At 73.0% G+C, this 23,786-nt stretch carries 21 protein-coding genes; 9 read left to right on the top strand and 12 right to left on the bottom strand.

All coding sequences use genetic code 11. The features are described 5' to 3' along the window. Positions 1 to 100 precede the first annotated feature (100 nt). Positions 101 to 3,145, top strand: a complete 3,045-nt coding sequence (locus GT755_RS36200; protein WP_161484072.1) for an AfsR/SARP family transcriptional regulator — start codon at positions 101 to 103, stop codon at positions 3,143 to 3,145. A 49-nt stretch (positions 3,146 to 3,194) separates the two neighbouring features. Here the strand turns inward: GT755_RS36200 and GT755_RS36195 are convergent, their stop codons facing one another. The 4 genes from GT755_RS36195 to GT755_RS36180 form a co-directional block, all read right to left on the bottom strand. Continuing rightward, positions 3,195 to 3,350, bottom strand: coding sequence for a hypothetical protein (locus GT755_RS36195; protein WP_161484071.1), 156 nt, complete (start codon positions 3,348 to 3,350; stop codon positions 3,195 to 3,197). Positions 3,351 to 3,393: 43 nt separating this feature from the next. Beyond that, entirely contained in the window at positions 3,394 to 3,591 is a 198-nt protein-coding gene (locus GT755_RS36190) for a hypothetical protein (protein ID WP_161484070.1), read from the bottom strand. After that, entirely contained in the window at positions 3,588 to 3,824 is a 237-nt protein-coding gene (locus tag GT755_RS36185) for a hypothetical protein (protein ID WP_161484069.1), read from the bottom strand. The genes GT755_RS36190 and GT755_RS36185 overlap by 4 nt, the downstream gene beginning before the upstream one ends. A 67-nt stretch (positions 3,825 to 3,891) precedes the next feature. Next, positions 3,892 to 4,692 carry a hypothetical protein gene (locus tag GT755_RS36180; RefSeq protein WP_161484068.1) on the bottom strand — a complete coding sequence of 267 codons (801 nt, stop codon included), beginning with the start codon at positions 4,690 to 4,692 and terminating at the stop codon, positions 3,892 to 3,894. Between the two features lie 114 nt (positions 4,693 to 4,806). On the opposite strand from GT755_RS36180, the gene GT755_RS36175 reads away from it, so the two are divergent. The 4 genes from GT755_RS36175 to GT755_RS36160 are packed head-to-tail and all read left to right on the top strand — an operon-like array spanning position 4,807 to position 9,369. Then, the gene (locus GT755_RS36175) at positions 4,807 to 5,556 is read left to right on the top strand and encodes a serine/threonine-protein kinase (protein ID WP_285582286.1); all 750 of its coding nucleotides are present in this window, start codon (positions 4,807 to 4,809) and stop codon (positions 5,554 to 5,556) included. Then, positions 5,553 to 6,626, top strand: a complete 1,074-nt coding sequence (locus GT755_RS36170; RefSeq protein WP_161484067.1) for a hypothetical protein — start codon at positions 5,553 to 5,555, stop codon at positions 6,624 to 6,626. Before GT755_RS36175 ends, GT755_RS36170 begins: the two co-directional genes overlap by 4 nt. Further along, complete coding sequence (locus GT755_RS36165; protein ID WP_161484066.1) at positions 6,623 to 8,080, top strand: hypothetical protein; 1,458 nt, start codon at positions 6,623 to 6,625, stop codon at positions 8,078 to 8,080. Before GT755_RS36170 ends, GT755_RS36165 begins: the two co-directional genes overlap by 4 nt. Then, positions 8,077 to 9,369, top strand: coding sequence for an AAA domain-containing protein (locus GT755_RS36160; protein ID WP_161484065.1), 1,293 nt, complete (start codon positions 8,077 to 8,079; stop codon positions 9,367 to 9,369). The genes GT755_RS36165 and GT755_RS36160 overlap by 4 nt, the downstream gene beginning before the upstream one ends. Here the strand turns inward: GT755_RS36160 and GT755_RS36155 are convergent. From GT755_RS36155 to GT755_RS36145, 3 genes are read right to left on the bottom strand one after another with little or no spacing between them, the layout of a single operon-like run. Further along, on the bottom strand, positions 9,357 to 10,229 hold the full coding sequence (locus GT755_RS36155) for an FAD binding domain-containing protein (RefSeq protein WP_161484064.1): 873 nt from the start codon (positions 10,227 to 10,229) through the stop codon (positions 9,357 to 9,359). The genes GT755_RS36160 and GT755_RS36155 overlap by 13 nt on opposite strands. Then, a complete protein-coding gene (locus tag GT755_RS36150) occupies positions 10,226 to 12,793 on the bottom strand; it encodes a molybdopterin-dependent oxidoreductase (protein WP_161484063.1) in 2,568 nt (855 codons plus the stop codon). The genes GT755_RS36155 and GT755_RS36150 overlap by 4 nt, the downstream gene beginning before the upstream one ends. Before the next feature lie 38 nt (positions 12,794 to 12,831). Next, a complete protein-coding gene (locus GT755_RS36145; protein ID WP_161484062.1) occupies positions 12,832 to 13,413 on the bottom strand; it encodes a TetR/AcrR family transcriptional regulator in 582 nt (193 codons plus the stop codon). A 29-nt stretch (positions 13,414 to 13,442) separates the two neighbouring features. On the opposite strand from GT755_RS36145, the gene nfi reads away from it, so the two are divergent. Further along, complete coding sequence (gene nfi, locus GT755_RS36140) at positions 13,443 to 14,087, top strand: deoxyribonuclease V (RefSeq protein ID WP_161484127.1); 645 nt, start codon at positions 13,443 to 13,445, stop codon at positions 14,085 to 14,087. Here nfi and GT755_RS36135 read toward each other — a convergent pair. Together GT755_RS36135 and GT755_RS36130 are read right to left on the bottom strand one after the other, a co-directional pair. Next, positions 14,056 to 14,487 carry a hypothetical protein gene (locus GT755_RS36135; protein WP_161484061.1) on the bottom strand — a complete coding sequence of 144 codons (432 nt, stop codon included), beginning with the start codon at positions 14,485 to 14,487 and terminating at the stop codon, positions 14,056 to 14,058. The genes nfi and GT755_RS36135 overlap by 32 nt on opposite strands. A 26-nt stretch (positions 14,488 to 14,513) precedes the next feature. Then, positions 14,514 to 15,356: an SDR family oxidoreductase gene (locus GT755_RS36130; protein ID WP_161484060.1), complete on the bottom strand. Its 843-nt coding sequence runs from the start codon at positions 15,354 to 15,356 to the stop codon at positions 14,514 to 14,516. A gap of 108 nt (positions 15,357 to 15,464) precedes the next feature. Between GT755_RS36130 and GT755_RS36125 the strand changes: the two genes are divergently transcribed. Continuing rightward, positions 15,465 to 16,103, top strand: a complete 639-nt coding sequence (locus GT755_RS36125) for a TetR/AcrR family transcriptional regulator (RefSeq protein WP_161484059.1) — start codon at positions 15,465 to 15,467, stop codon at positions 16,101 to 16,103. 97 nt (positions 16,104 to 16,200) lie between these two features. On the opposite strand, the gene GT755_RS36120 is transcribed toward GT755_RS36125, so the two are convergent. From GT755_RS36120 to GT755_RS36110, 3 genes are read right to left on the bottom strand one after another with little or no spacing between them, the layout of a single operon-like run. Next, positions 16,201 to 17,430: an adenylosuccinate synthetase gene (locus GT755_RS36120; protein ID WP_161484058.1), complete on the bottom strand. Its 1,230-nt coding sequence runs from the start codon at positions 17,428 to 17,430 to the stop codon at positions 16,201 to 16,203. Positions 17,431 to 17,447: 17 nt separating this feature from the next. Next, complete coding sequence (locus tag GT755_RS36115) at positions 17,448 to 18,278, bottom strand: hypothetical protein (RefSeq protein ID WP_161484057.1); 831 nt, start codon at positions 18,276 to 18,278, stop codon at positions 17,448 to 17,450. A gap of 42 nt (positions 18,279 to 18,320) precedes the next feature. Further along, positions 18,321 to 19,067 (bottom strand): NUDIX hydrolase, encoded by a 747-nt coding sequence (locus GT755_RS36110; protein WP_030453957.1) that lies wholly within the window; start codon positions 19,065 to 19,067, stop codon positions 18,321 to 18,323. A 215-nt stretch (positions 19,068 to 19,282) separates the two neighbouring features. Between GT755_RS36110 and GT755_RS36105 the strand changes: the two genes are divergently transcribed. Together GT755_RS36105 and GT755_RS36100 are read left to right on the top strand one after the other, a co-directional pair. After that, on the top strand, positions 19,283 to 22,342 hold the full coding sequence (locus GT755_RS36105; protein ID WP_161484056.1) for a glycoside hydrolase family 48 protein: 3,060 nt from the start codon (positions 19,283 to 19,285) through the stop codon (positions 22,340 to 22,342). Between the two features lie 55 nt (positions 22,343 to 22,397). Beyond that, positions 22,398 to 23,747, top strand: a complete 1,350-nt coding sequence (locus GT755_RS36100; RefSeq protein ID WP_161484055.1) for a condensation domain-containing protein — start codon at positions 22,398 to 22,400, stop codon at positions 23,745 to 23,747. Positions 23,748 to 23,786 lie beyond the last annotated feature (39 nt).

The following is a 23,786-nucleotide window of genomic DNA, read 5'->3' as shown; positions in this document are numbered from 1 at the left end:
ATATATGGCTCTTGAACCAGATCCGATAATGAATAAGGCACATATAACGTTCGACCGGTAAGGTGCATCTCACTCCCGGAGATCACCCCCGAAGGTGGCGATGAGGCTTCGCGTTCTCGGTCCCCTCGACATCACGATCGACGGCGCGCAGGTGCCGCTGCGGTCGGAGAAGCAACGGCTGCTGCTGGCCGTGCTGATCGGCAACGCCAACGCTCCCACGGCGGGTTCCCGCCTGATCGGGGCGCTCTGGGAGGAACCGCCGGCCTCGGCCCACGAGAATCTCCGCCTGTACGTCTACCACCTGCGCAAAGCCCTGGGCGACCGCGACCGGGTGGTCCGCCACCCGTCCGGCTACGCCCTGGCGGTCGGCCCCGGCGAACTCGACGCGGCCGACTTCGAGGCCCTCACGGCCGAGGGCGCGCGGGCGATGAACGGCGGCGACCCCGCCACCGGGCGGCGGCTGCTGGCCAGGGCCCTGGAGATGTGGCGCGGCCCGGCCTACGGCAACCTCGCCGACCACCCCGCGATCTGGCCCGCCGCAACCCGCCTCGAAGAGGCGCGGTTACGGGCGGCCGAATTGCGGATCACCGCGGACCTGGCGCTGGGCCGCCACGAGGACCTCATCGGCGAGCTGACCGGCCTGGTGGCCGAACACCCGACCCGCGAGCGGCTGCGGGCCCACCTGATGCTGGCCCTCCACCGGGCCGGGCGGCGGGCCGAGGCGCTGGAGACCTTCCGCGAGGGGCGGCGCGTCCTCATCGGCGAGCTCGGGCTCGAACCCGGCGCCGAACTGCGGGCGCTGCACGAGGAGATCCTGCGCGGCGACTCCGGCACGTCCGCGCCGCGCCCGGCCGAGCCCAAGGCCGGGCCGACCCTGTTCCCCACCCCCGCGCAGCTGCCCCACGACGTCGCCGACTTCGTCGGCCGGGCCGAGGAGCTCGCCGAGCTCGACCGGCTGCTCGACCTGCGGCAGAGCCAGGGTGTGCCGGCCTTCCTCGGGCTCACCGGCATGGGCGGCGTCGGCAAGACCGGCCTGGCCGTCCACTGGGCCCACCGGGTCTCCGGCCGCTTCGCCGACGGCCAGCTCTACGTCGACCTGCGCGGCTACGCCGAGGACGCCGAGCCGCTGGCGCCCCGGCAGGTGGTCGACCGGTTCCTGCGGGCGCTCGGCGTGCCGGGCAGCCGGATCCCCGACGACGTCGACGAGCGGGCCGGGCTGCTGCGCAGCGTGTTGTCGCGGCGGCGGGTGCTGCTGGTGCTCGACAACGCCCGCGACGCCGGGCAGGTCCGGCCGCTGCTGCCCGGCTCCCCCGGGTGCGCGGTCATGGTGACCAGCCGCGACGGCCTCGACGGGCTGGTGGCGCAGGAACGCGCCGACATCCTCCAGGTCGGCACCCTCGGCGACCTGGAGGGCGTGGCGGTGCTGGCGGGCCTGGCCGGGGGCGCGGTCGACCCGGCCGACCCCGAACTGGCGCGGCTGAGCGAGTTGTGCGGCGGGTTGCCGCTGGCGCTGCGCATCGCCGGGGCCCGGCTGGCCGGGCGCACCCGCCTCACCGCGGGCGTGCTGGCCGGTCACCTGGCCGACGAGCGCAACCGGCTCAGCGAGCTCAGCCACGGCGGGGTGCGGGTGCGGGCCAACTTCGGGCTCAGCTACCGCGACCTCGACCCGGCGGCGGCGACGCTGTTCCGGCGGCTGAGCCTGCTCGGGGTGCCCGACTTCGGCGAATGGGCCGGCGGGCCGCTGCTGGGCATCGGCCGCGAGCCGCTCGGGGAGCTGTTCGAGCAGCTCGTCGCGGCGCAGCTGCTCGAAGTCGTGGCGCAGGAGGGCACGGGCGGGGTGCGCTACCGCTTCCACGACCTGGTCCGCCTGTTCGCCCGCGAACGCGCCATGGAGGAGGACGACGCCGCCGCCCGCGCCGAGGCGATGGGCCGCTCGCTCGCCCTCTGGTTGTCGCTGGCGCAGGAGGCCCACCGGCGCGAGTACGGCGGCGACTTCGCCGTACTGCGCGGGAGCACGCCGCGCCGGGCGCCCGATCCGGCGCTGGCCGACGCGCTGCTGGGCGAGCCCATCGAGTGGCTGGCCGCCGAGCGGGCCGGACTCGTGGCGGCCGTCTCGCAGGCCGCCGACCTGGGGCTGGCCTCGCTCGCCTGGGAGCTCGCGATGACGTGCGTGACGCTCTTCGAGGCGCGCAGCCTGTTCGACGACTGGCGGTCCACCCACGAGGTCGCGCTCGCCGCCGCCCGCGCCGCGGGCGACGCGCTCGGCGAGGCCGCGATGGTGTACGGCCTGGGCAGCCTGGCCCTGTTCCGGCAGGAGTACGCCACGGCGGCCGAACTGCTGGAGGACTCCGCGGCCCGGTTCGAGGCCCTCGGCGCCGACCACGGCGTGGGGCTGGCGCTGCGCAACCTGGCGCTGCTCGACCGCATCACCGGCACCCCCGAACGGGCCCACCATCGCTACAAGGAGGCGGCCGACCTGCTCAGCGAGGCCGGCGACCGGGCGGCCCAGGCCCACTCGGGCATCGGGATGGCCCAGATCCGGCTGGAGGAGGGCGTGTTCGCCGAGGCGGAGACGCTGCTGCGCGACGCGCTGCGCACCTTCGAGGACATCGGCAACCGGCGCGGCCAGGCGCAGGCGCTGTTCCGGCTCGGCGACGCCTACCTGCGCCAGGAACGCCCCGAACCGGCACGCGACGCCTTCGCGCAGGCGCTGCCGCTGGTGCGCGCCATCGGCGACCTCGTCGGCGAGGCCTACCTGCTGCGCGGCCTCGGCCAGGCGCAGCTCGCCTCCGGGGAACGGCGGGCGGCCGAGACCTCGATGAAGGCCGCCGTCGCCGCCGCGCAACGGGTCGGCGACCAGTTCGCCGAGGCCAGCGCGTCTCTCGGACTCGGCTCCCTCTTCGAGTCCGGCGATGACCTCGGCGCGGCGGTCCCCCATCTCGAGCGAGCGGTGACGTTGTTCGCCGAGATGGGCAACACGACCTGGCGGGCCCGCGCAATGGACGCCCTCGCCGTCACCCTCCGCAGGATGGGCGACGAGGAGGCCGCGCGGGCCCTGTGGGAGACGGCTCACTCCCTGCTGCTCGGCCTCGACTCCCCCGAGGCCGAGAAGCTGGCGGCGAGGCTCGCGCCCCGCTCCGAGTAGACCGGTCCCGTCCGCCGTCCACCCACCGTCTGGTGGCCGGCGGAAGTCACTAGACGCATTCGCCGTTGCCCCAGTGCATGTTCTCCGGGCACAGGTTGACGATGGCCTCGTTCCACGGCACCGCCGCGGCCGGCCCGGCGAGGCCGACCAGTGCGCCGACGGCCAGCGCCACGACGATCAGTCCGGCTTTCACACTCTTCTTCATGGTGATCCCCCGTCAGGATGGGACACCGTCCCGCGCAGCCGAGTCAGTCGCTGGGACGTTCGTTGCCCCAGTGCATGTTCGGGTCGGGCGGGACGACGCAGTCGTCGGAGTCGACAGCGTAGTCGCACGGCGGTGGCGGCAGCGGCCCCGGCGCCGCGAGGGCCGGCGCCCCGAACACCCCGAGCGCGCCCACGGCCAGCGCGGCGACGAGCACGGCCTTCTGACTGGTCTTCAGCTTCACTCGGCGCCCCCATGAGAGGTCTCGTCGATGTCGTCGGCGCAGTACGGGTTGCCCCAGTGCATGTTGTCCCCGCATGCGATGGGGTCGTGGTGGTACTTGGTCGGGTCGGTCTTGATTCCGATGATGACGACCCCGCCGACCGGCTCGGCCGCGGCGGCGGGCGCGCTGAGTGCCCCGAGAGCCCCGACCGTCAGCGCGACGGCGGTCAGGGCCGTTTGTGCTCTTTCTCTCATCTGGTCCCCCGTCAGAGGTGAGAGGCCAGAGTGGCACGTTCGCGTATATGAGGCGTATATCCGCTGCTTACGGACGGTGGACGACGACCTCCACGCCCACCCCGAGATCGCCGAGCGTGCGGGCGGCGTCGGCGAGCGACAGCCGGACCAGCGGGAACAGCCGCTCCGGCGGCACCGGGGTGACCGACAACACGACGAAGACCACCCGGTCGGGACGGGCCCCGCCCGCGAACCGCCCGCGCGCGGCGGACACCGCGGCGGTCACGACCGGGCCGAGGCCGGCGGCCGTGGTCACGTAGACGAGGTCGCCGCGTGCGGTGAGGAGGTCGCCGAGGTCGCCGCCGGGCAGGGCGAGCAGGTCGGGGCGGAGGTTGCCGGCGTTGGCCGCGTAGACGCGGGGCGACTCCCCCGGGTGCCAGGCGGGCAGGCCGGGGTCGGCCGTGAAGAGCGGGCCGATCCGGACGAGGGCGTCGGCCAGCCGGGCGGGGTCGAGCGCGGACCACTCGCCGTCGACCAGGGCCCAGCGGTCGTCCATCACCGCCTGGAGCCAGGCCGGCACGCGGGCTCCGCCGATGTCCGTCCGGCCGGCGTACATGCGGATGATCCCGGACCGGAGCGCGGCCACCCGCCGGCCGGCGGGCTGGAGGAGGGCACGCTGCAGCACGTAGGCGGCGTCGACCGACGAGCGGTAGCCGGAGACGCTGCCGACCTTGACGCGGAAGCGGTCGGCCCGCGCGTGGGCGGCGCGGCAGGCGGGCGGCACGACCACCGACCACCTCACGGCGTCGCCGTCGGGGCGGGTGTCGATGCGGGCGTCGAGCCGGGCGTCGAGTTCGGCCCGGGATAACGGGGGGCGGCAGCGGCTCATGGGTCGTCTCTCTTCTCGCGGGTGTCTTCAGTTGTGGAAATGTAATGCTGGAAATTACTGGAAGCAACTGGAATAGCTTGGCTTTCCCTGGGGGCGCTGTTAAGGTGCGGAAACGTGGATCTGGACGGGCTGGAAGCACAGATGGGGAAGCTGAGGAAAGCCATCCGGCAGGCGACGGCGGCCGGGCGGCACGCCGAGGCGCGGGCGCTGCGGGCCCGGCTGCGGGAGGCCGAGCGTCAGTGGGACGCCGAGGTCGAGCAGCCCGCGACCCAGCCTCCGCTGGTTCCGGTACGCGAACAGGTCCACCGGGCGCTGACCCTGCTCGGCGCCCCGACCGCCGCGAGGATGATCGTCGCGGTCGACGAGTCGTTCTTCGGCGGCCAGATGGCCAACACCCAGCTCACCAGCCTCCGGCGGGACGAGGAGAAGTCCTACCGGTCGGCGCCCGGCGCCCGGCCCTACTACCTGTGCGCGGCGCTGACCTCCGAACTGCTGTCCCCGGCCCGCGGTTTACTGGCGCTCAGCACATGGGCGCTGCCGCAGCGGATCATCGGGCCGCTGAGCCCGCGCACCGACTTCCTGACCTCGGCCGTCCGGCTCGCCGAGCACCTGATGCGGCTCGACGACGCCTCGCCCGGCGCGTTCCGGCTGCTGGGGCAGTTCGCGCAGAACATCCCGGGCGCCGGCGACGGCTTCGGACCGGCCGATCCGGCCAAGGTGATCGCCGCGGCGGGGGCGGAGCTGGCCGTACACCAGGAGAGGGATCAGATGGACAGGCGGGAGGCGGCCGCGCGGGCGGCAGATCGGCTGGGGCCGGTCGAGCAGCTCTTCGGTTCGGGGATCAAGTCGGTGAGGTCCGCGTGAACCGGCTCGACGCCATCCGGGGCGCCACCCCGGGGCAGGACCACAACGCGCGCAGCATCGCGGCCCTGGCGGCGAACCCGGCGTGCGACCGGCGGGCGATCCTCGACGCGGCGGCGATCGACAAGCCCCGGCTGATGCGGCGGTTGCGGTTCGACGACCGGTGGGGCCAGTCGCCGTTCGCGATCCAGCGCAACCAGCAGTTCACCGACCTGGTGAAGGCCAACGGCGCGGCCCACCTGCTGCGGCTGCTGCGCACGCTGCTCGACCTGCCGATCGAGGAGGCCGGTTACGTCAACCTCGAAGACGCCGGGGGGAACGAGGGCCAGGTCGCGCGGCACGGCCACACCCGCCGGATCATCCGGCAGACCGCCGAGGGCCGGGGCCGGGCGACGATCCTCGACCGGCCGCTGCTGCGGCTCGACGTCGCGGGCGCCCAGGTCTACCTGGAGCCCGACGTCATCGCCTTCCAGCTCGGCGGCAGGTTCCACATCGTGGCGATCAAGTCGTTCGCGATCGTCGACGACCAGGCCGACACCCCGAAGGTGTCGGCGGCGGCGCGCGAGGCGGCGGTCTACGTCCACGCCCTGCGCGCGCTGGTCGGCCGCGACCTGGTCTCCCACGACGTGATCCTGGTCTGCCCGCGCGACTTCACCAACGAGCCGACGGCGACCACGGTCGACGTCCGCCACCAGCTCGTCACCCTCGCCCGCCAGCTCTCCCGGCTGACCAGGATCGAGGCGATCCTCGACCGGCTGCCCGAGAACCTGAGCCTCGACCTCGACGCGCTGTCCCCGGCCCAGATCGAGGCCGCCGTGGCGGCCATCCCGGCCCGCTACGCCCCGCAGTGCCTGTCGGCCTGCGAGTTGTCCCACCTGTGCCGCCGGGAGGCCCATGACCTGGGCCACCTCGACGCGCTGGGTCGGGTCGTCCGCGACGACCTGGGCGGCATCGAATCGGTGCAGACCGCGCTGCGGGTCGCGACGCCGGGCGAGCCGGTGGCCGACGACCAGGCCGAGATCGCCGAGCGGCTCCGCCACGTCGCGCGCCTCTACGACGAGGCGGTCGCGTGAGCCTGCTCCACTCCTACGTGAAGGTGAAGGCGCGGGAGCAAGGGCGGGCGCTGCCGCGCGCCACCGTGCGCCACGTCCACCTGGCCGAGGCGCCGATGGTGTTCGTGCCGCTCCGGCTGGCCGGTGAGGCCGCCGCGCCGCTCGGCGCGATGGTCGGCACCGATCCCGCGCGGCCGACGCTGCTCGTGGTGCCGCAGCCGCGCAACCGCGACCTGCGGTTCCAGTTCCTCGCCGACCTCGGGGCGGTGCTGCTGCCGTACATCGACCGGATCTCCCGGCAGGTGGAGACGGTCGAGGCGAGGACGCCGTTCGAGCGGTGCCTCGACGCCCCGCAGATCGTCGTGCCGAGCCCCGGCGGGGTGGAGTTCGCCGCCAAACTGGGGCGTTCGTCGCGGTTCCGGCGCACGACCGGCCCCTACGCGGTCGACCCGGCGGTGCCGATGCTGGGCCGGTGGCTGACCTTCCTGGCCGAGCAGAGCGAGTTCGCCGGGTCGTCGCTGATGGTGGCGATGACCGACCTGCTGACCGCCCACTGGGTGACCGGGCAGAGCGCGGCCGAAGACGCCGACCTGGCCGCGCTGCTCGGCTGGATCGACCCGCCCGAGGGCCTGACCGGCCCCGAGGCGGCGGCGCTGGCCGACGATCCGCTGACCCCGCCCGCCGGGCCCGACACCCATCCCGAGTTCGACCGGCAGGAGCTCCAGAAGGCGATCGAGCACTACGACGCGACCGGTTCCGCCGCACAGGTCGAGGAGGCGCTGCACGGCCAGCTGCGGCCGACGTGGGACCGGGTGTGGCAGGCGATCGGGCTGCTCTCGGCGCTGAAGGAGTCGCCCGGCGCGACCGCCCGCTGGGAGCGCGACCGCGTCCACGTCGCCCTCCACCGCGCCTGGATCGACGGCGGCGGCCTGCCGCAGGGCAAACGCGACAGCGCGGTCGCGGCGGCCAAGCGGCTGGCCCGGCTGGAGGCGGCGCAGCAGTCGTTCGAGGCGGCCCGCGCCTTCGACGACCCCCTCGTGATGGCCGAATACCGGGCCGACGGGGTGGCGTTCGCGGGCGAGGTGGTGGCCGTCGACCTGACCCGGCGCATCGTGCCGCCGGGCGGCAAGCGCGAGGTCCCGCGTCCCCTGGTGACGATCGAGACCTCCGATCCGGTACGCCTGGCGAAGGGCAAGAAGGTACGCTCGCCCTCCCGTCCACGCCAGTCGGCGACCATCGCCGATCTCACCGAGACGACGGTCACCGTGCAGATCGACGACGGCATGGGCCGGGGCGGGCAGCCCGCCGAGGGCAGCGTGCCCGCGGTCGGGACCGTGATCTGCTACACCGAGCTCGACCCCGGCGAGTCGCGCCGCGCGCCCCTGCCGCCGCGCGAGGAGACGCCGTGGACCCACGGCGGCCCGCCGCCGGAGTACGTGCCGACCGACGACGACGCAGCGGAGCCCTGGTCATGACCCCCGCCGAGGCCGCCAGGGCGGCCACCGAGACGATCCTGGCCGACTACACCAGCGCCGCCTCCCCGGGCCTGGTGGTCGACTCGCCCCCGGGCGCCGGGAAGACCACGCTGGTCGTCGAGACCACCGCCGCCATCGCCGCCAAGGGCGAGCGGCTGATGATCGTGGCCCAGACCAACGAGCAGGTCGACGACCTGGTCGACCGGCTCGCCCGCAGGTCGCCCGAGCTGACGATCGGGCGGCTGCACGCCGAGGGCTTCGACCCGCCCGAGCGGGTGCGCCGCCACGCCGCCGTCACCACCGGCAGCAAGATCGCCCAGGTCGACGCCTGCCAGGTCGTCACCGCCACCGCCGACAAGTGGGCCTACGTGGCCGACCGGAGCTGGAAGTGGGCGATCGTCGACGAGGCCTACCAGATGCGCTCCGACAAGCTCCTCGGCGTGGCGCGGCTGTTCGCCGACGGGCACGCGTTGTTCGTGGGCGACCCGGGCCAGCTCGACCCGTTCAGCGTGGTCGACAGCGAGCGGTGGACCGGCCTGAAGTGGGACCCGCTGCAGAGCGCCGTCGCGGTGACCCAGCGGCTCAACGGGCTGCGCACGCACCGGCTGCCGGTGTCGTGGCGGCTGCCCGCCAGCGCCGCGCCGATGGTGTCGGAGGCCTTCTACCCGGCGGGCGGCTTCACCGCCGGCACCGAGGAGGGCACCCGGCGGCTGGAGCTGACCGTGCCGGGCCTGCGCTCGTCGTTCGACCGTACGGTCGAGATGGCCGCCGCCACCGGGTGGGCGCTCTACGAGCTGCCGAACCGGCACACCGTCCGCACCGACCCGGAGGCCGCGCAGGCCTGCGCCGAGATCGCCCGGCGGCTGGTCCAGCGCGGCGCGGTCGCCCACGACGAGCACGGCTCCCATCCGGTGACGCCCGACCGGATCGCGATCGGCTGCGCCCACAACGACCAGGTCGCCGCGGTGAAGCTGGCCGGGCCGCCCGAGGGCGTCACCGTCGACACGGCCAACCGCCTCCAGGGCCGCGAGTACGACGTCACGATCGTGCTCCACCCGCTGTCGGGACGGCGCGACGCCACCGCGTTCCACCTGGAGTCGGGACGGCTCTGCGTGCTGACCTCACGGCACCGGCACGCCTGCGTCGTGGTGGCCCGCGCGGGCATCGCCGACCTGCTCGACCACCATCCGATGAGCCCGCGGGTGCAGCTCAACGTGCCGATCAAGTTCCCCGACGGGTGGGCCGCGAACCATGCGGTCCTGGCCCACCTGGAGAACTACCGGGCCTGAGCCAGCACGTCGCCGATCAGCGTCGCCGTCACCGGGATCTTGTACGCCGTCTCGGGGAACGCGGGCGTCCAGTCGAGCCGGGCCGCCCGCGCGAACAGCTCCTCCGACGGCGCGTGCCCGGTGAGGGCCGCCTCGACGCCGGGCAGCCGGAGCGGCACCGCCGCCACTCCCCCGACGGCCACCCCGGCGCGGACGATCACGCCGTCGCGCACGGTCAGGTGGGCGACGGCCTCGGCCAGCGGCCACTCGGCCGAGGCGCGGCCGGTGGCGCGCTTGTACCCGGCGCGTTCGCCGTCGATCGGGGGCGGCAGGACGACCGCGGTGAGCAGGTCGGACGGGTCGAGCAGGTGGTCGCGGGCGCCGTCGCCGTAGAGGCCGGCGACCGGCCGGCGCGGGCCGTCCTCGATCTCGGCGACGGCGTCATAGGTGAGCAGCGCCATGGCCACCGACGAGGGGTGCGGCGCGACGCACGGGCCGACGTCGAGCACGACGGCGCGCTCGCCCGGGTTGCCGCGCGCCGGGCAGCCCTCGCCGCCGGTCTTCAGGCACTCGTAGTGCTCGTTGCGGTAGTAGCGGCAGCGGGTGCGCTGGAGCAGCACCCCGCCGAGCGTGGCGGCCCGCCTGATCTGCGGCGTCGCCAGCGCGCCGGCCGTCAGCGCGAGTGCGGGATAGGCGGCGGACAGGGCGGGGTCGGTCGCCAGGGTGTCGACGGTGACCATCGCCCCGATCCGGAGGCCGCCCTCCTCGGTGGTCTCGATCGACCGGAGGCCCCGGTCGCGCAGGTCGACGATCGGGCCGGTCGAGCGGCCCGACGCGCGGCGTTCCATCAGATCAGTGCCGCCGGCCCGGTATTCGGTCATCGGGGCATCCCTTCGAGCAGGCGGTCGGGGCGGATGGGCAGGTCGAGCGGGCGGAAGCCGGTCGCGTTGAAGACCGCGTTGCCCACCGAGGCGGCGACCGAGACGGTGCACACCTCGCCGAGCCCGACGCCGCCGCCCGGGACGTGGTCCCAGCCGTCCTCGTGGAAGTGGATGGTCATCTCGGGGGTGTCGTTGACGCCGGGCAGGCGGTAGTCCTCCAGGTTCGCCGACAGGACCACGCCGGTGCGCGGGTCGGTGATCCGCTCCTCGTAGAGGGCGTAGCCGATGCCCTGCACGATGCCGCCCTCGCACTGGTTGCGGGCGGCCGTCCGGTTGTAGATGGCGCCGGCGGCGATGCCGCCCCACACTCGCGTGACCCGCGTGTGGCCGAGCAGGGTGTCGACCTCCACCTCGGTGATGTGGACGGCGCCCGCCAGCCCCCGGCCGACGCGCAGATGGTCCATCGACACCGGGACCGCCGAACCGCGCCGGTCCTTGGGCCGTTCGCCGAGCACGGTCACGCCCTCGGCCGCGCCGACCGGCTTGCCGCCGAGGTGCGCGGCGAGTTTCCCGGCCGCGTCGCGGGCGGCCGGGCCGACCGAGGCGGTCGACCGGCTGCCGCCGGCGACCGGGCCGTGGGGCGCGTCGGAGTGGCCGACCTCGACGACGACGTCGGCGTCGGGGAAGACCTCCCTGACGGCGTTGCGGATGACGGTCCGGACGCCGGTGCCGATGTCCTGGGTGGCGGTCCGGGCGACGATCCGGCCGTCGCGCACCGTGAGCTCGATCTTGGTGTCGACGTCGGCGGTGTAGATCCAGTTGGCCGCGGCGGCCCCGACGCCGCGCCGGTAGCGGCCCGTCTGGGGCGTCGCGGGGCGGTCGCGCCACAGCGGGAGTTCGGCGGCGATCTCGTAGAGGGCGCGGCGGCGGCGGTTGCCGTCCCAGGTGCGGCGCAGCTTCAGCGGGTCGGCGCCGAGCCGGTGGGCGATCTCGTCGACGCCCTGCTCGACCGCCCATGCGAACGGCGGGCCGCCCGGTCCCCGGAAGGGGCTGGCCGGGGGCGCGTTGCCGATGACGTCGCGGTCGCGGAAGTGGCGGGGGCCCCGGCCGTACATGAGCAGGCCCAGGGTGGCGACCATGGAGCCGGTCGAGACGCCGCCGTGGCCGGAGACGTCGAGCGAGATCGCGGCCAGCCCGCCGGTCGGGGTGCCGAGCATGCGCAGCTCCGAGCGGGTGCCGGGGCGGTAGCCGGTGTCGGTGAGCTCCTCGGCGCGCGACATCGCGACCCTCACCGGGCGGCCGAGCCTGCGGGAGAGCTCGACGGCGGCGACCACGTCGGTGCTGAGACCGAGCTTCGAGCCGAACCCGCCGCCGACGTGCTGGGCGACGACCTCGACCTTCGGCGGGTTCCAGCGTTTGGCGGCGGCCGCCTTGACGTGCGGCAGCGCCTGCGTGGAGACGTGGAGCGTCAGCCCGTCGGGCCGCCAGTCGGCCACCGAGGCGTGCGGTTCGAGCGCGGTGTGCGACTGACCGGAGGTGGTGAACGTGGCGGCGAAGTAGCCGGGCGCGTTCCGCTCCTCGGCGGCGTCGAGCCTTCGCCGGGCGGCGCGCCCGCGCCAAGCGGAGGCGTAACCCGACCGGACGTTGCCCCGCCACCGCCCGGGGAACCCGGCGCCTTCGGCGCTGGAGGGCGCGGCCTTCTGGGCGGCGGCGTCGGCGAAGATCACCGGGGCGCCGTCGCGCCGGGCTTCCGCGGGATCGACGACCGAGGGCAGCGCCTCGTAGTCGACCGTCACCCGCTCGGCCAGTTCCCTGGCGAGGGCGGGTGTCTCGGCGGCCACGGCGGCGATCGGCTGACCGGTGTAACGGACGACGTCGCCTTGCAGGAGGCGGACGAATCCCGCCACCGGACGACCGGCCGCGGAGGCCGGGGACGTTTTCTCGGACATCTCCGGAGATTTCACCGTGACTCGCGCGTGCGGGAGCCGCGAACGCACGATCACCCCGTGGAGCATGCCCGGGAGGCTCACGTCGACCGTGTACTCGGCCGCGCCGGCGACCTTGGCCGGGGCCTCAACCCGGGCGGGCACCGGCTCGCGGTCGTCGAACACGCCCGCGCAGGCCTGCCGGACGGCGGCGACGATGTTCTCGTAGGCCCCGCACCGGCACAGGTGGCCGGTCAGCGCGGCGGCGACCTCCTCGCGGGAGGGCGTGCCCTCGTGGTCCTTGCGCCACCGGTCGTGGAAGGCGACGGCCTCGGTCACGAAGCCCGGCGTGCAGAACCCGCACTGGAGCGCGTCGCACTCGACGAACGCCCGCTGGACGGGGTGGTCACCACCGACCCCCTCGACGGTGGTGACCTCGGTGCCGTCCAGATGGGCGGCCGGCAGCAGGCAGGACACCTTCGGCTCGCCGTCGACGAGGATCGTGCAGGCCCCGCAGACCCCGGCGCCGCAGGCGACCTTGGTGCCGGTGGCCCCGAACACCGTCCGGATCACGTCGGCGGCGGTGTCGTCGGGACCGGGGTCGTGCTCGCGTGGACCGCCGTTGAACGTCAGGCGCATCGGAGGCTTCCCTTCGGCCGGTTATCCGGAGTGAATGTTCACTCCGCTTGGGATCGTACGTCAAGCAGCGCCCACGTGGCCGCCTGCGCCGCCGCCAGATCCTCATCCGTGAGCGTCAGCCCCGCCCGCCGCGCCTTCACCAGCCCGACCAGCGCGCCGTAGACGAGCGCGACCAGCATCTGCGGGTCACCGGCCCGGATCTCCCCCGCCTTCTGCCCCTCGGAGACGAAGTCGACCGCCGTCTGGTCGATGGACGTCGAGGCGGTCCGGCTGTCGACGTCGAGGTAGCCCTCGTGCTGCTGGAGTTCGAGAAACGCGAACGCCTCCGGATGGTCGGCCGCGAACCCGACGAACGTGCGGAACATCGCCGCGAACGTGCTCGCGTAGGACGCGTCGGCCGACCGCTCGGCCGCGAGCCGCTCGCCGAGCCGCTGCTTCCAGAGCCGGTAGACGGCATTGCCCAGCGCCTCCTTGCTGGGGAAATAGCGGTAGAGGGTGCCCACCGACACCCCCGCCCGCTCGGCCACCTCGGCCACCGGGGTGTCGCCATAGGTACGCTCGTTGAACACCGCGAGCGCTGCGTCGAGCAGCGCGGCACGCGTACCTCCCGCTCGTGTCATTCCGGCAGTCTACGGTGGGCCTGGTGAGGATGACCTGGGACGAACCGGCCACCGTCGACGAGGCGACGGCGATCCAGTCGCGGCTCCGCCCGCTCGCCGACCTGACCTCGGAGGGCCCCGCCAAGATCGGCCTCACGGCCGGCCTCGACGTGGGCTACGCGGCCGACGACACGGTGACCGGAGCCGTCGTCGTGCTCGACGCCTCGCTCAAGGTCGTCGACCAGGCGGTGGCGCGGGAGAAGGCCCGGTTCCCCTACGTGCCGGGGCTGTTCGCGTTCCGCGAGATCCCGCCCCTGCTGACCGCGCTCTCCCGCCTATCGGTCACCCCCGACCTGCTGGTCTGCGACGGCTACGGGGTGGCGCATCCCCGCCGGTTCGGGCTGGCGTGCCATCTGGGCGTGCTGACCGGCCTGCCGGCGATCGGCGTGGCCAAGACGGCGTTCGTGGGCACGCACGAGCCCCCCGCCGACGAGCGCGGCTCGTGGACGCCGATCGTCCTCGACGGCGAGACGGTGGGCCGCGCCCTGCGCACCCGGACCGGGGTGAAACCGGTGTACGTGTCGCAGGGCCACCGGATGAGCCTCGGCAACGCGTGCGCCCAGGTGCTGCGCCTGGCCCCGGAGTTCCGGCTGCCCGAGCCGATCAGGCTGGCCGACCGGCTCTCTCGTACCTGACCGACAGATCGGGTTTCCAGACGCCCTCCTCCTCGGCCAGTTCCCACCCGCCGTCGATGACGTCGGCTCCGACGGTGGCGGTGAAACGCTGCGCGAAGCCGGGCTGGTCGCGCCACATCCTCCAGACGCCGTCGTCGAGCGTGCACTGGTAGACCCGGTGCACGCCCCGGCCGTCGGAGTAGAGCTGGGTGAACCGGCCGGTGCCGTCGTCGGAGCCGTAGACGCAGACGGCGGGGAACAGTTCGGGCATGCCCTGGTCGCCGGGGAAGACGTCGGTGCGCTGGACGACGAACCGGTCGTCGAGCCAGGCGAACGTCGACCGCACCCGGCCGAGCACCTGGCCGCCGGGGAGCGCGGTCGTGACGGCCCATTCGCCGATGAGAGGCTTCAGTCGCTGCATGCCGTATGCGTAGCAGAAGACGGCGGTCACCGGGGAGCCGGAACGGCCTTCTCGGCGGCGCGGCTGACCTCCTCCCACGCCGCCCAGGTCTCCATCTTCTTCCGGGAGACGTCGAAGGCCAGGTCGTAGACGGCGCTGCCCAGCAGCAGGCGCAGCGGCGGGTCGTCGGCGTCGACGAGCTTCATGACGGCCTCGGCGGCCAGGTGCGGCAGGCTGTCGACCGACCCGTCGGCGAACCGCCGCTCCATTTCGGCCCGCAGCGGCGCGTAGACCTCAAGCGGCTCGGTGGTGACCAGGCCCGTGGTGTAGAGGCCGGTCCAGTATCCGCCGGGCTCGACGATGGTGACCTTGACGCCGAAGCCCTCGGCCTCGGCCGCCAGCGCCTCGCTCATCCCTTCGAGGGCGAACTTGCTCGCGCTGTACATCCCCGTGAGGGGGAAGCCGCCCAGCGCGCCGATGCTGGAGATCTGCAGGATGTGCCCGCTCCCCTGGGCGCGAAGGTGCGGCAGCACGGCCTGGGCGACCCAGAGGGGGCCGAAGAAGTTCGTCTCCATCTGGGCGCGGGCCTCGGTCTCGCCGAACTCCTCGACCATGCCCATGGCGAGGTAACCGGCGTTGTTGACGACGACGTCGAGGCGGCCCATCCGGCGCACCGCCTCGTCGACCGCGGCCCGGACGGCCGCGCGGTCGGTGACGTCCAGGGGAAGCGTGAGCAGGCGGTCGCCGTGCTCGGCGGCCAGCGGCTCCAGCGGGGCGACGGACCGGGCCACCCCCACCACGCGGTCGCCCGCGGCCAGCGCCGCCTCGGTGAAGGCCCGGCCGAGGCCCCGGCTCGCTCCGGTCACGAACCACACACGATCAACGGTCATTCCACAGCTCCTCTTTTCAGCGAGACGAACCGTCTCGCCTCGCTTGAGAACTGTACGCACATCTCCCCTGACGATGCAAGACGGTCCGTCTCGTCTTAGGATGAGCGCATGACGACGCAGCGCAAGGCGCCCGACGCCGCCCGGCGCAACGAGACCGCCCGCCGGGCCATCCTCACCGCCGCGCTCGACCTGGCCGGAGAGGTCGGCTACGCCCGGCTGAGCATCGAGGGCATCGCCGCCAGGGCCGGGGCGGGCAAGCAGACGATCTACCGCTGGTGGCCGTCGAAGGGCGCGGTGTTGTTCGACGCGCTGCTGATGCTCTCGGAGGGCCAGGGCGACCAGCCCGCCGACCTGCCCGACACCGGCGATCTGGAGGCCGACCTGAAGACGGTGCTGCGCGCCACCGTCGACGAGCTGAACGACCCGCGCTACAGCGAGCCGATGCGCGCCTTGGCCGTCGAGATCCTGCTCGACCCCGCCCTCGCCGCCGACTTCGCCGAGCGGCTCGACGAGCCGGTCAGGGAGCTCAAGCGCCGCCGGCTCAGCCGCGCCCAGGCCGCCGGGCAACTCGCCGCCGACGCCGACCTCGACGTGGCCGTCGACCTGATCTGGGGCCCGCTCCGCACCCGCTGGCTCTACCGCGAGGGCCCACTGACCACCGCCTTCGCCGACACCGTGGTCGAGACGGCCCTCAACGGACTGCGCCCGGGTGCGAGCAGCCGGCCCACCAGCCCAACCCCGACCTGATGGAGACGGCCGGGCGCGAGCTGAAGAGCCTGCCGGGCACCGGTGAACGGGTCAGCGGGGAACTCGTGGCGGTCGCCACGGCCTTCCCCGAGGCGGGTCAGCGGCGGGCCGCGGCCGCCCGGCGGACCTTCTTGTCGAGCCAGGTCGGCCCGCTGGACCGGATCGTGACCGGGGCGTCGAGTTCCTGGGCGACGAGCCCCGCCCACGAGTCGGGCGCGGAGGACAGGATCGGGCGGGCGGTGAGCAGGCGTTCGGACACCTGCGCCCGCAACTCCAGGCCGCCGCCGGGCACCAGGGTCAGGCCGTCGGCGTACTCGCGGCAGACCTTGAGCTCGGGGTGCTCGTCGGCGACGTCGAGGTGGGTGAGCGCGATCTCGTCGATGCCGCCGCAGACGCGGGCGGCGTAGCGGAGCGCGACGAGGTCGAGGTGGCCGGTGCGGAACGGGCCCTGCCACTCGCCGGTCATGTTGTGGCGTTCGGGCAGGTGGAGGGTGGGGTCTTCGGTCACGAACGGGCCGTTGCCGTGCCGGGTCATGTACGTGCGGACCACGCCGAGCCGCTTCGCGTCGTCGAGGCCGGCCTCGCCGAGCAGCTCGAACGCGTTGGTGAACGTGGTGGTCGACCAGGTCGTGTAGGGGTGGAAGCCGTACCACTCGTCGAGGAGCACACCCTGGGCGCCCTCGAAGACGAGCGGCCCGCCCGAGGGCAGCCGGCCGGTGTGGACGGTCGCGGCGAACTGGCGGTAGGCCTCGGCGACGTCGTCGACCGACGGCATCCTGATCGGCCGGCCGATCTCGGCGGAGGCCCAGTCGCGCAGCCGCCGCAGCAGCGGCCGCAGCGCCCGGGGGTTGCCGCAGTCGGCGACCCGGATCGCCGACGCGGGGTTGTCGATGGCGTAGGACGCCGTCTCGCCGACGCCCATGCCGCACGACCCGTGGCGGCGCTCGCCCCGGGAACGTTCCCGGAACCGGTTGACGCGCATGTGGAACGGGGTGGTGACCAGCGCCTCGGGGTCGACGGTGAGCAGGTCGAACGGCCGGTGCACACCGAGAGAGCGCAGGTGGTTGGCCTCGCTGGCCAGCCGCATCGGGTCGACCATCATGTAGCGCGACAGGAAGGTCGGCACGCCCCAGAAGGTGCCCGCGCCGAACTGGGCGAAGGTGTGGTGGCGGCCGTCGGGGGTGACGACGTTGTGGCCGGCCTGGCCGCCGCCGTTGTAGCGGACGACGGCCCTGATGTCGGGGTGCCGGGAGCACAGGTAGTCGACGATGGTGCCCTTGCCCGCGTCGCCGTATCCGAGGTCGGCGACGATCACGTGGTCTTCCATGGTGGCCTCCACTCTCGCTAGTGGGCCTTCTGGGACATGACACGGTCGACCACGGTGAGCGCGATCGTGTCGCAGATCGACGAGACGTCGTCGAGCTCGATCACGCGGTCGCCGAGTAGCGTGCGCCACAGGCCGCTGACCTGCTGGTCGCCCGCGTGGGAGGTGCCGCCCGGGATGATCATGTTGATGTCCCAGGTGCGGGAGGCCTCCTTGATGACGGTCTCGGTGCGGACGTCCTTGACCATGGACTCGCCGAACAGGGCGGCCACCTCGTGGCCGGACACCGACGGGTAGGGCATCTCGTCGCCGATGACGAAGGCGACCCCCTTCACGCCGCGCTTCTCGTGGCAGTCGAGCGCGGTGTGCCGGGCGAGGAAGTAGAGGGCCAGTTCGTAGCTCTCCCGCATGCCGCCGCCTCCGCCGCCCTCCAGGAGGATGCGGCGCAGGTCCTCGTCCATGCGGTTGTCGGACTCGAACTGGCCGATCTGCAGGGGCGCGCGGTCGCACGTCGCGTCGCCGACGGCGCCGAAGAGGATCTGGGCGTCGGGGATCAGTGCGGTGACCGTGGACAGCAGGCTCGGCAGGCGGACCTGTAACTCCCGGGGGACCCGCTGCATCGAGCCGGTGACGTCGAAGAAGACGGCGACGGCGACGCTCTCGGGGTGTTCCTGGGAGTCGCGCGCCTCCCTGACCTTCACGTTGTAGGGGTCGAGCGCCTGGTGCACCCGCCAGGTGTGGCGGGGCTGGTTGCGCATCGCCTCGGAGTGGCCGAAGGCGGCCAGTCCGCGCTGCTCGCGGTAGGTCTGCGCGGCCTCGAATTCATCGTCGGACCAGTGGCCCCATCCCATGTGCGGTGACTCCTCATCGGTGGCTTCGAGTGTTCGGTGGCTTCAGGTCGTCTCGGACGGGCGCAGCAGCGCCGGATGGAGCTGCGTCGCGCCGCCCCACCGGTAGAGCCGGGCACGGGGGCCCCCACGTTCTCCCCCGCGCTCGGTGGTGCGGCCGGTCTCCTCGACGTAGCCGTCGACCGACATCACCTTCCGGTGGAAGTTGCCGGGGTGGAGCTGCTCGCCCCACACCACCTCGTAGACGTTGCGCAGTTCGGAGATCGTGAACTCCGGCCCGACGAACGAGGTGGCCAGCGAGCTGTACTCCAGCTTGTTGCGGGCCCGTTCGACGCCCTCGTCCAGGATCGCGGCGTGGTCGAAGGCGAGCTTCATGTCCCTGGTGGCAGCCAGGGAGATCCACGCGGCGTTCTTGGCGTCGGTGCCGGCGACGGGCTCGGGGACCTGGGGCGCGAAGGCCAGGTAGGCCACGGTGAACACGCGCAGGGGGCGCGGGTCGCGGCCGGGCTTGCCGAAGGTCTTCAACTGCTCCAGGTAGACGCGGTCGAGGTCGGACTGCCGAAGGCCGGTCTCCTCCTTCAGCTCACGGGCGGCGGCCTCGTGCAGGTCCTCGTCAGGCTGGACGAACCCGCCCGGGAGCGCCCACTCGCCCATGAACGGCGGCTCGCCGCGTTCGACGAGCAGGACGTGGAGCTCCTTGTCGCGGATCGTCAGGATGACGAGGTCGACCGTCACGCCCACAGGCGGGTAGGCACGCGGCTCATAGGTGTTCAGCCATTCCGCCTCTTCCATCGCACCGTCTTTCTCAAACTGAGTATTTCTAAGGGTGAGCATAACCCCGTGTCCGGGTGCGCACAAGCCGTGTTCCTGAACGTTTCACCACACTCCGTACGCCGTCCCACGTCGGCAGACCTCGCCTCGTCACGTTCCCGAAACACTCTGTACGCCGGACGGAAACGCGCCCACATTGAGAGCCGCCCACCCCCCGCCCTGGAGACGACCTGCTCATGAGACCCCCACCCAGACTCCGGCCGCGGTCGTGGCGGTTCCGCGCCACGGCCGTGTTCGCCGCAGTGGCGGCGGCCGTCGCGCTCGCCACGTTCCCGACTCTCCCCGCCAACGCCGCCATCGCGTGCCAGGTGACCTACGCCAAGCAGTGGGACAACGGCTCCGGCTTCGGCGCGAACATCTCCATCCAGAACCTCGGTGACGCGGTCAGCCCGTGGCGGCTGACCTACACGTGGCCGGGCAACCAGACCGTGCAGCAGGGCTGGAACGGCACCTGGTCGCAGTCGGGCGCGAACGTGACGGTCGTCGCGCCGTCGTGGGCGCAGAACCTGGCCTCCGGCGCGAACGTCGGCATCGGCTTCAACGGCCAGTACAGCGGCACCAACACCAACCCGACCTCGTTCTCGCTGAACGGCACGGTCTGCAACGGCCCGAGCCCGTCGCCGTCGCCCTCCCCCTCGCCCACCCCGCAGGCGCTCGTCGTGACGCCGACCACGGTGAGCGTGCCCGAGGGCGGCACGGCCACCTACTCGGTCCGGCTCCAGGCGCAGCCCACGTCGAACGTCACGGTGACCTCGACGGCCGGTTCGGGTGACACCAACCTGACCGTGAGCTCGGGCGGCAGCCTGACGTTCACCTCCGCGAACTGGGCCACCCCGCAGAACGTGACGCTGGCCGCCGCGCAGGACTCCGACAGCACGAACGGCTCCCGCACGATCACGGTCGCCTCCAGCGGCCTGGCCAGTGTGAACGTGACCGCGAACGAGGCCGACGACGACCCGGGCACCACCCAGTCGCTGGTCGTCTCGCCGACCGCGCTGACGGTCCCCGAGGGCAACACCGCCATCTTCGGCGTACGGCTGGCGATCGCGCCCACCTCGAACGTCACCGTCACCACCACGGCCGGCTCGGGCGACGCCGACCTGACCGCGACCGCCGGCACCTCGCTGACGTTCACGCCGTCGAACTACGCGACCGTGCAGAACGTGACCCTGAGCGCGGCGCAGGACAGCGACAGCACGAACGGCTCGCGCACCTTCAGCGTGGCGTCCACCGGCCTGACCTCGGTGGCGGTCACGGCGACCGAGGCCGACGACGAGAACACGAGCAACGCCTACATCACCGAGTTCCAGACGCAGTACAACAAGCTCAAGGCCAGCGCCTCGGGCTACCTGTCGCCCGAGGGCATCCCCTACCACTCGGTGGAGACACTGCTCGTCGAGGCGCCCGACCACGGGCACGAGACCACCTCCGAGGCGTTCTCCTACCTGATCTGGCTGGAGGCGCAGTACGGCCGCATCACCCGCAACTGGGCGCCGTTCAACGCCTCGTGGTCGCTGATGGAGCAGTACATCATCCCGTCGACGGCCGGGCAGCCGGGCGGGCAGACGGCGTACAACCCGAGTGACCCGGCCGACTACGCGCCCGAGTTCAACCAGCCGAACCAGTACCCGTCGCCGCTCTCCACGAGCGTCGTCGCGGGCCAGGACCCGCTGGCGAACGAGCTCCAGTCGACCTACGGCAACCGGACCATGTACGCCATGCACTGGCTGCTCGACGTCGACGACGTCTACGGCTTCGGCACCGGCCGGGGCAGCAGCCTGACCGAGTGCGGCGACAACACCAAGCGGGTCACCTACATCAACACCTACCAGCGCGGCCCGCAGGAGTCGGTGTTCGAGACCATCCCGCACCCGTCGTGCGAGACCCAGCGGTACGGCCAGACGGGCGGCGGCTTCCAGCCGCTGTTCATCCAGGGCACCGCCGCCGCGCAGTGGCGCTACACCAACGCCCCGGACGCCGACGCCCGCGCCGTCCAGGCCGCCTACTGGGCCTACATCTGGGCCGGCGAGCAGGGCAACCTGTCGCAGATCAGCTCGACCCTCACCAAGGCCGGCAAGCTGGGCGACTACCTGCGCTACGCGATGTACGACAAGTACTTCAAGAACCCCGGCTGCGCGTCGCCGACGTGCACCGCCGGATCGGGCAAGAGCAGCTCGGCGTACCTGCTGAACTGGTACTTCGCCTGGGGCGGCGCCCTCGACGGCACGTGGGCGTGGCGGATCGGCTCCAGCCACAACCACGGCGGCTACCAGAACCCGCTGGCGGCCTGGGTGCTCAGCTCGGCCGGTCCGACGGCGCTGCGCCCGCAGTCGCCGACGGCGGCGACCGACTGGAACACCTCGCTCACCCGCCAGGTGCAGTTCTACAAGTGGCTCCAGTCCGCCGAGGGCGGCATCGCCGGCGGCGCGACCAACTCGTGGGACGGCGCCTACGCCTCCCGGCCGAGCGGCCTGCCACAGTTCTTCGGCCAGACCTACGACGTCGACCCCGTCTACCACGACCCGCCCTCGAACCAGTGGTTCGGCTTCCAGGCCTGGGGCATGCAGCGCCTGGCGGAGCTCTACTACGTGACCGGCAACACGATGGCCAAGTCGGTGCTCGACAAGTGGGTCGCGTGGGCCATCGCCAACACGACCCTGGGCAGCGGCGCGACCTTCGCCATCCCCAACGAGATGGACTGGTCGGGCGCCCCGTCGGCCAACTTCAACTGCGCGACGTGCACCCCGGCCGACAACCCCGGCCTGCACGTGACGATCCGCAACACCGGCACCGACGTCGGCGTCGCGGCCTCGCTGGCCAGGACGCTGATCTGGTACGCGGCCAAGGAGAACGGCTCGACCCTGGGCAACCAGGCGAAGGCCACGGCCAAGGGCCTGATCGACCGCCTGCTGCTGTCGAAGACCAGCAAGGGCATCGCGATCCCCGAGCCGCGCGCCGACTACCAGCGGTTCGACGACGTCTACAACGCCTCGACCGGCCAGGGGGTCTACATCCCCTCGGGCTTCAGCGGCGTCATGCCCAACGGCGACACGATCGTCCCGGGCAAGTCGTTCCTCGGCATCCGGTCCTTCTACCTGCAGGACCCGGAATGGCCCAAGGTCCAGGCCTACCTGGACGGCGGTCCGGTGCCGACGTTCACCTACCACCGGTTCTGGGCCCAGGCGGACATCGCCATGGCCTTCGCCGACTACGGCACGCTGTTCCCGGCGGGCTGACGATCCGACCGGCGCGGGCCCTGGCAGGCCCGCGCCGGCTTCACTGGAGTATGCCGTGTATGCACAATTCGCCGGGGGCCGCGAAGGGAGGGCCCGCCTGGCCTGGGGGCAGCGCGCCATCTGGGACGCGATCCAGCAGGCCGGACCGGCCAACGCCCACTTCTTCAACATCGCCCGGCTGATCGCCTTCGCCCGGGGGCGCGGCCCCTTCCCGCTCGACGACGTGGTCGCCGCCGTGGCCGCGCTGATCCTCCGGCACGAGGCCCTCAGGGCCAGGACCTACGTGGACGAGGACGGCGAGCCCTTCCAGGTCGTCCACGGCGAGGGGGCGCTGCCGATCCGGCTGGCCGAGTGCGCCGACGACGAGGCCGACGAGGTCGCCGAGGTGCTGCTGGCCGAGCTGGCCCGCACGGCGTTCGCGCCGGGCGACGAGTGGCCGGCCCGGTTCGGCCTGGTCGTCGTGGAGGGCAGGGTCCGGCACGTGGCGTTCGTGTTGTGCCATCTGGCCGCCGACGACTACGCCGCCGACCTGGTGGCCCGCGAGCTGCGCAACCTGCTGCTGCGCGGCGCGTTCCCCGTGCAGCCGTCGCAGCAGTTGCTCGACCTGGTGACCGAGGAGGAGTCGGGCGTCGGCCGCTACCGCTCGGAGGCCGCGCTGGCCCACTGGGAGAAGGGCTACCGGCGCATCCCGCCCACGATGTTCCCCACGGTCGTCGGCCCGCCGGCCGAGCCGCGCTGGAGCCGGGCCGTCCTGGAGTCGCACGCCCTGGAGGACGCGGTCGCGGTCGTGGCCGCCCGCCACCACGTCAGCACCGGGACGGTGCTGATGACGGCGGTGACCACGCTGCTCGGCCCGCTGCTGGGGCACGACGTCTGCGCGATCACCCCGATCGTGCACAACCGCTACCGGCCCGCCACCCGCGACCTGGTGGCCACGCTCACCCAGCTCGGCCTGTTCACCATGCGGAGCGACCCCCTCGCGCCGCTGGCCAAGACGCTGGAGCAGACCCACTCCGACGCGATGCGCTCCTACCGCCACGCCCAGTACGACCAGCGCGCCTGGGACGCGATGGTGGAGAAGGTGAGCGCCGACCGGAACGTGCGCGTCTACCCGTCGTGCTGCTTCAACGACGTCCGGCCGGTCGAGCAGCGCACGGCCACACAGGTGGCGATCGACGGCCCCTGCCCGGCCGAGGTGGAGTGGCTGCCGGGCGTGGAGCACTTCAACTGCGACTTCTGCTTCGTGGTCACCCGGCAGGCCGGGACGCTCGCGATCGGCCTGACGGCCGACACGTGCCGGTTCCCGCGCGACCGGATGGTGACGCTGATGCGCGGGGTCGAGGAGCTCGTCGTCGAGTCGGCCTACCGGGACACCCGGCCGGTGGATCTGCGGGTGTTGCGGTGACCTCCCGGCGGACGGGCGGTGAACTGGGGTTTATGTCCG

Source organism: Herbidospora solisilvae (assembly GCF_009901565.1).
GTDB lineage: Bacteria > Actinomycetota > Actinomycetes > Streptosporangiales > Streptosporangiaceae > Herbidospora > Herbidospora solisilvae.
This window is presented reverse-complemented; position numbering and strand designations above follow the sequence as displayed.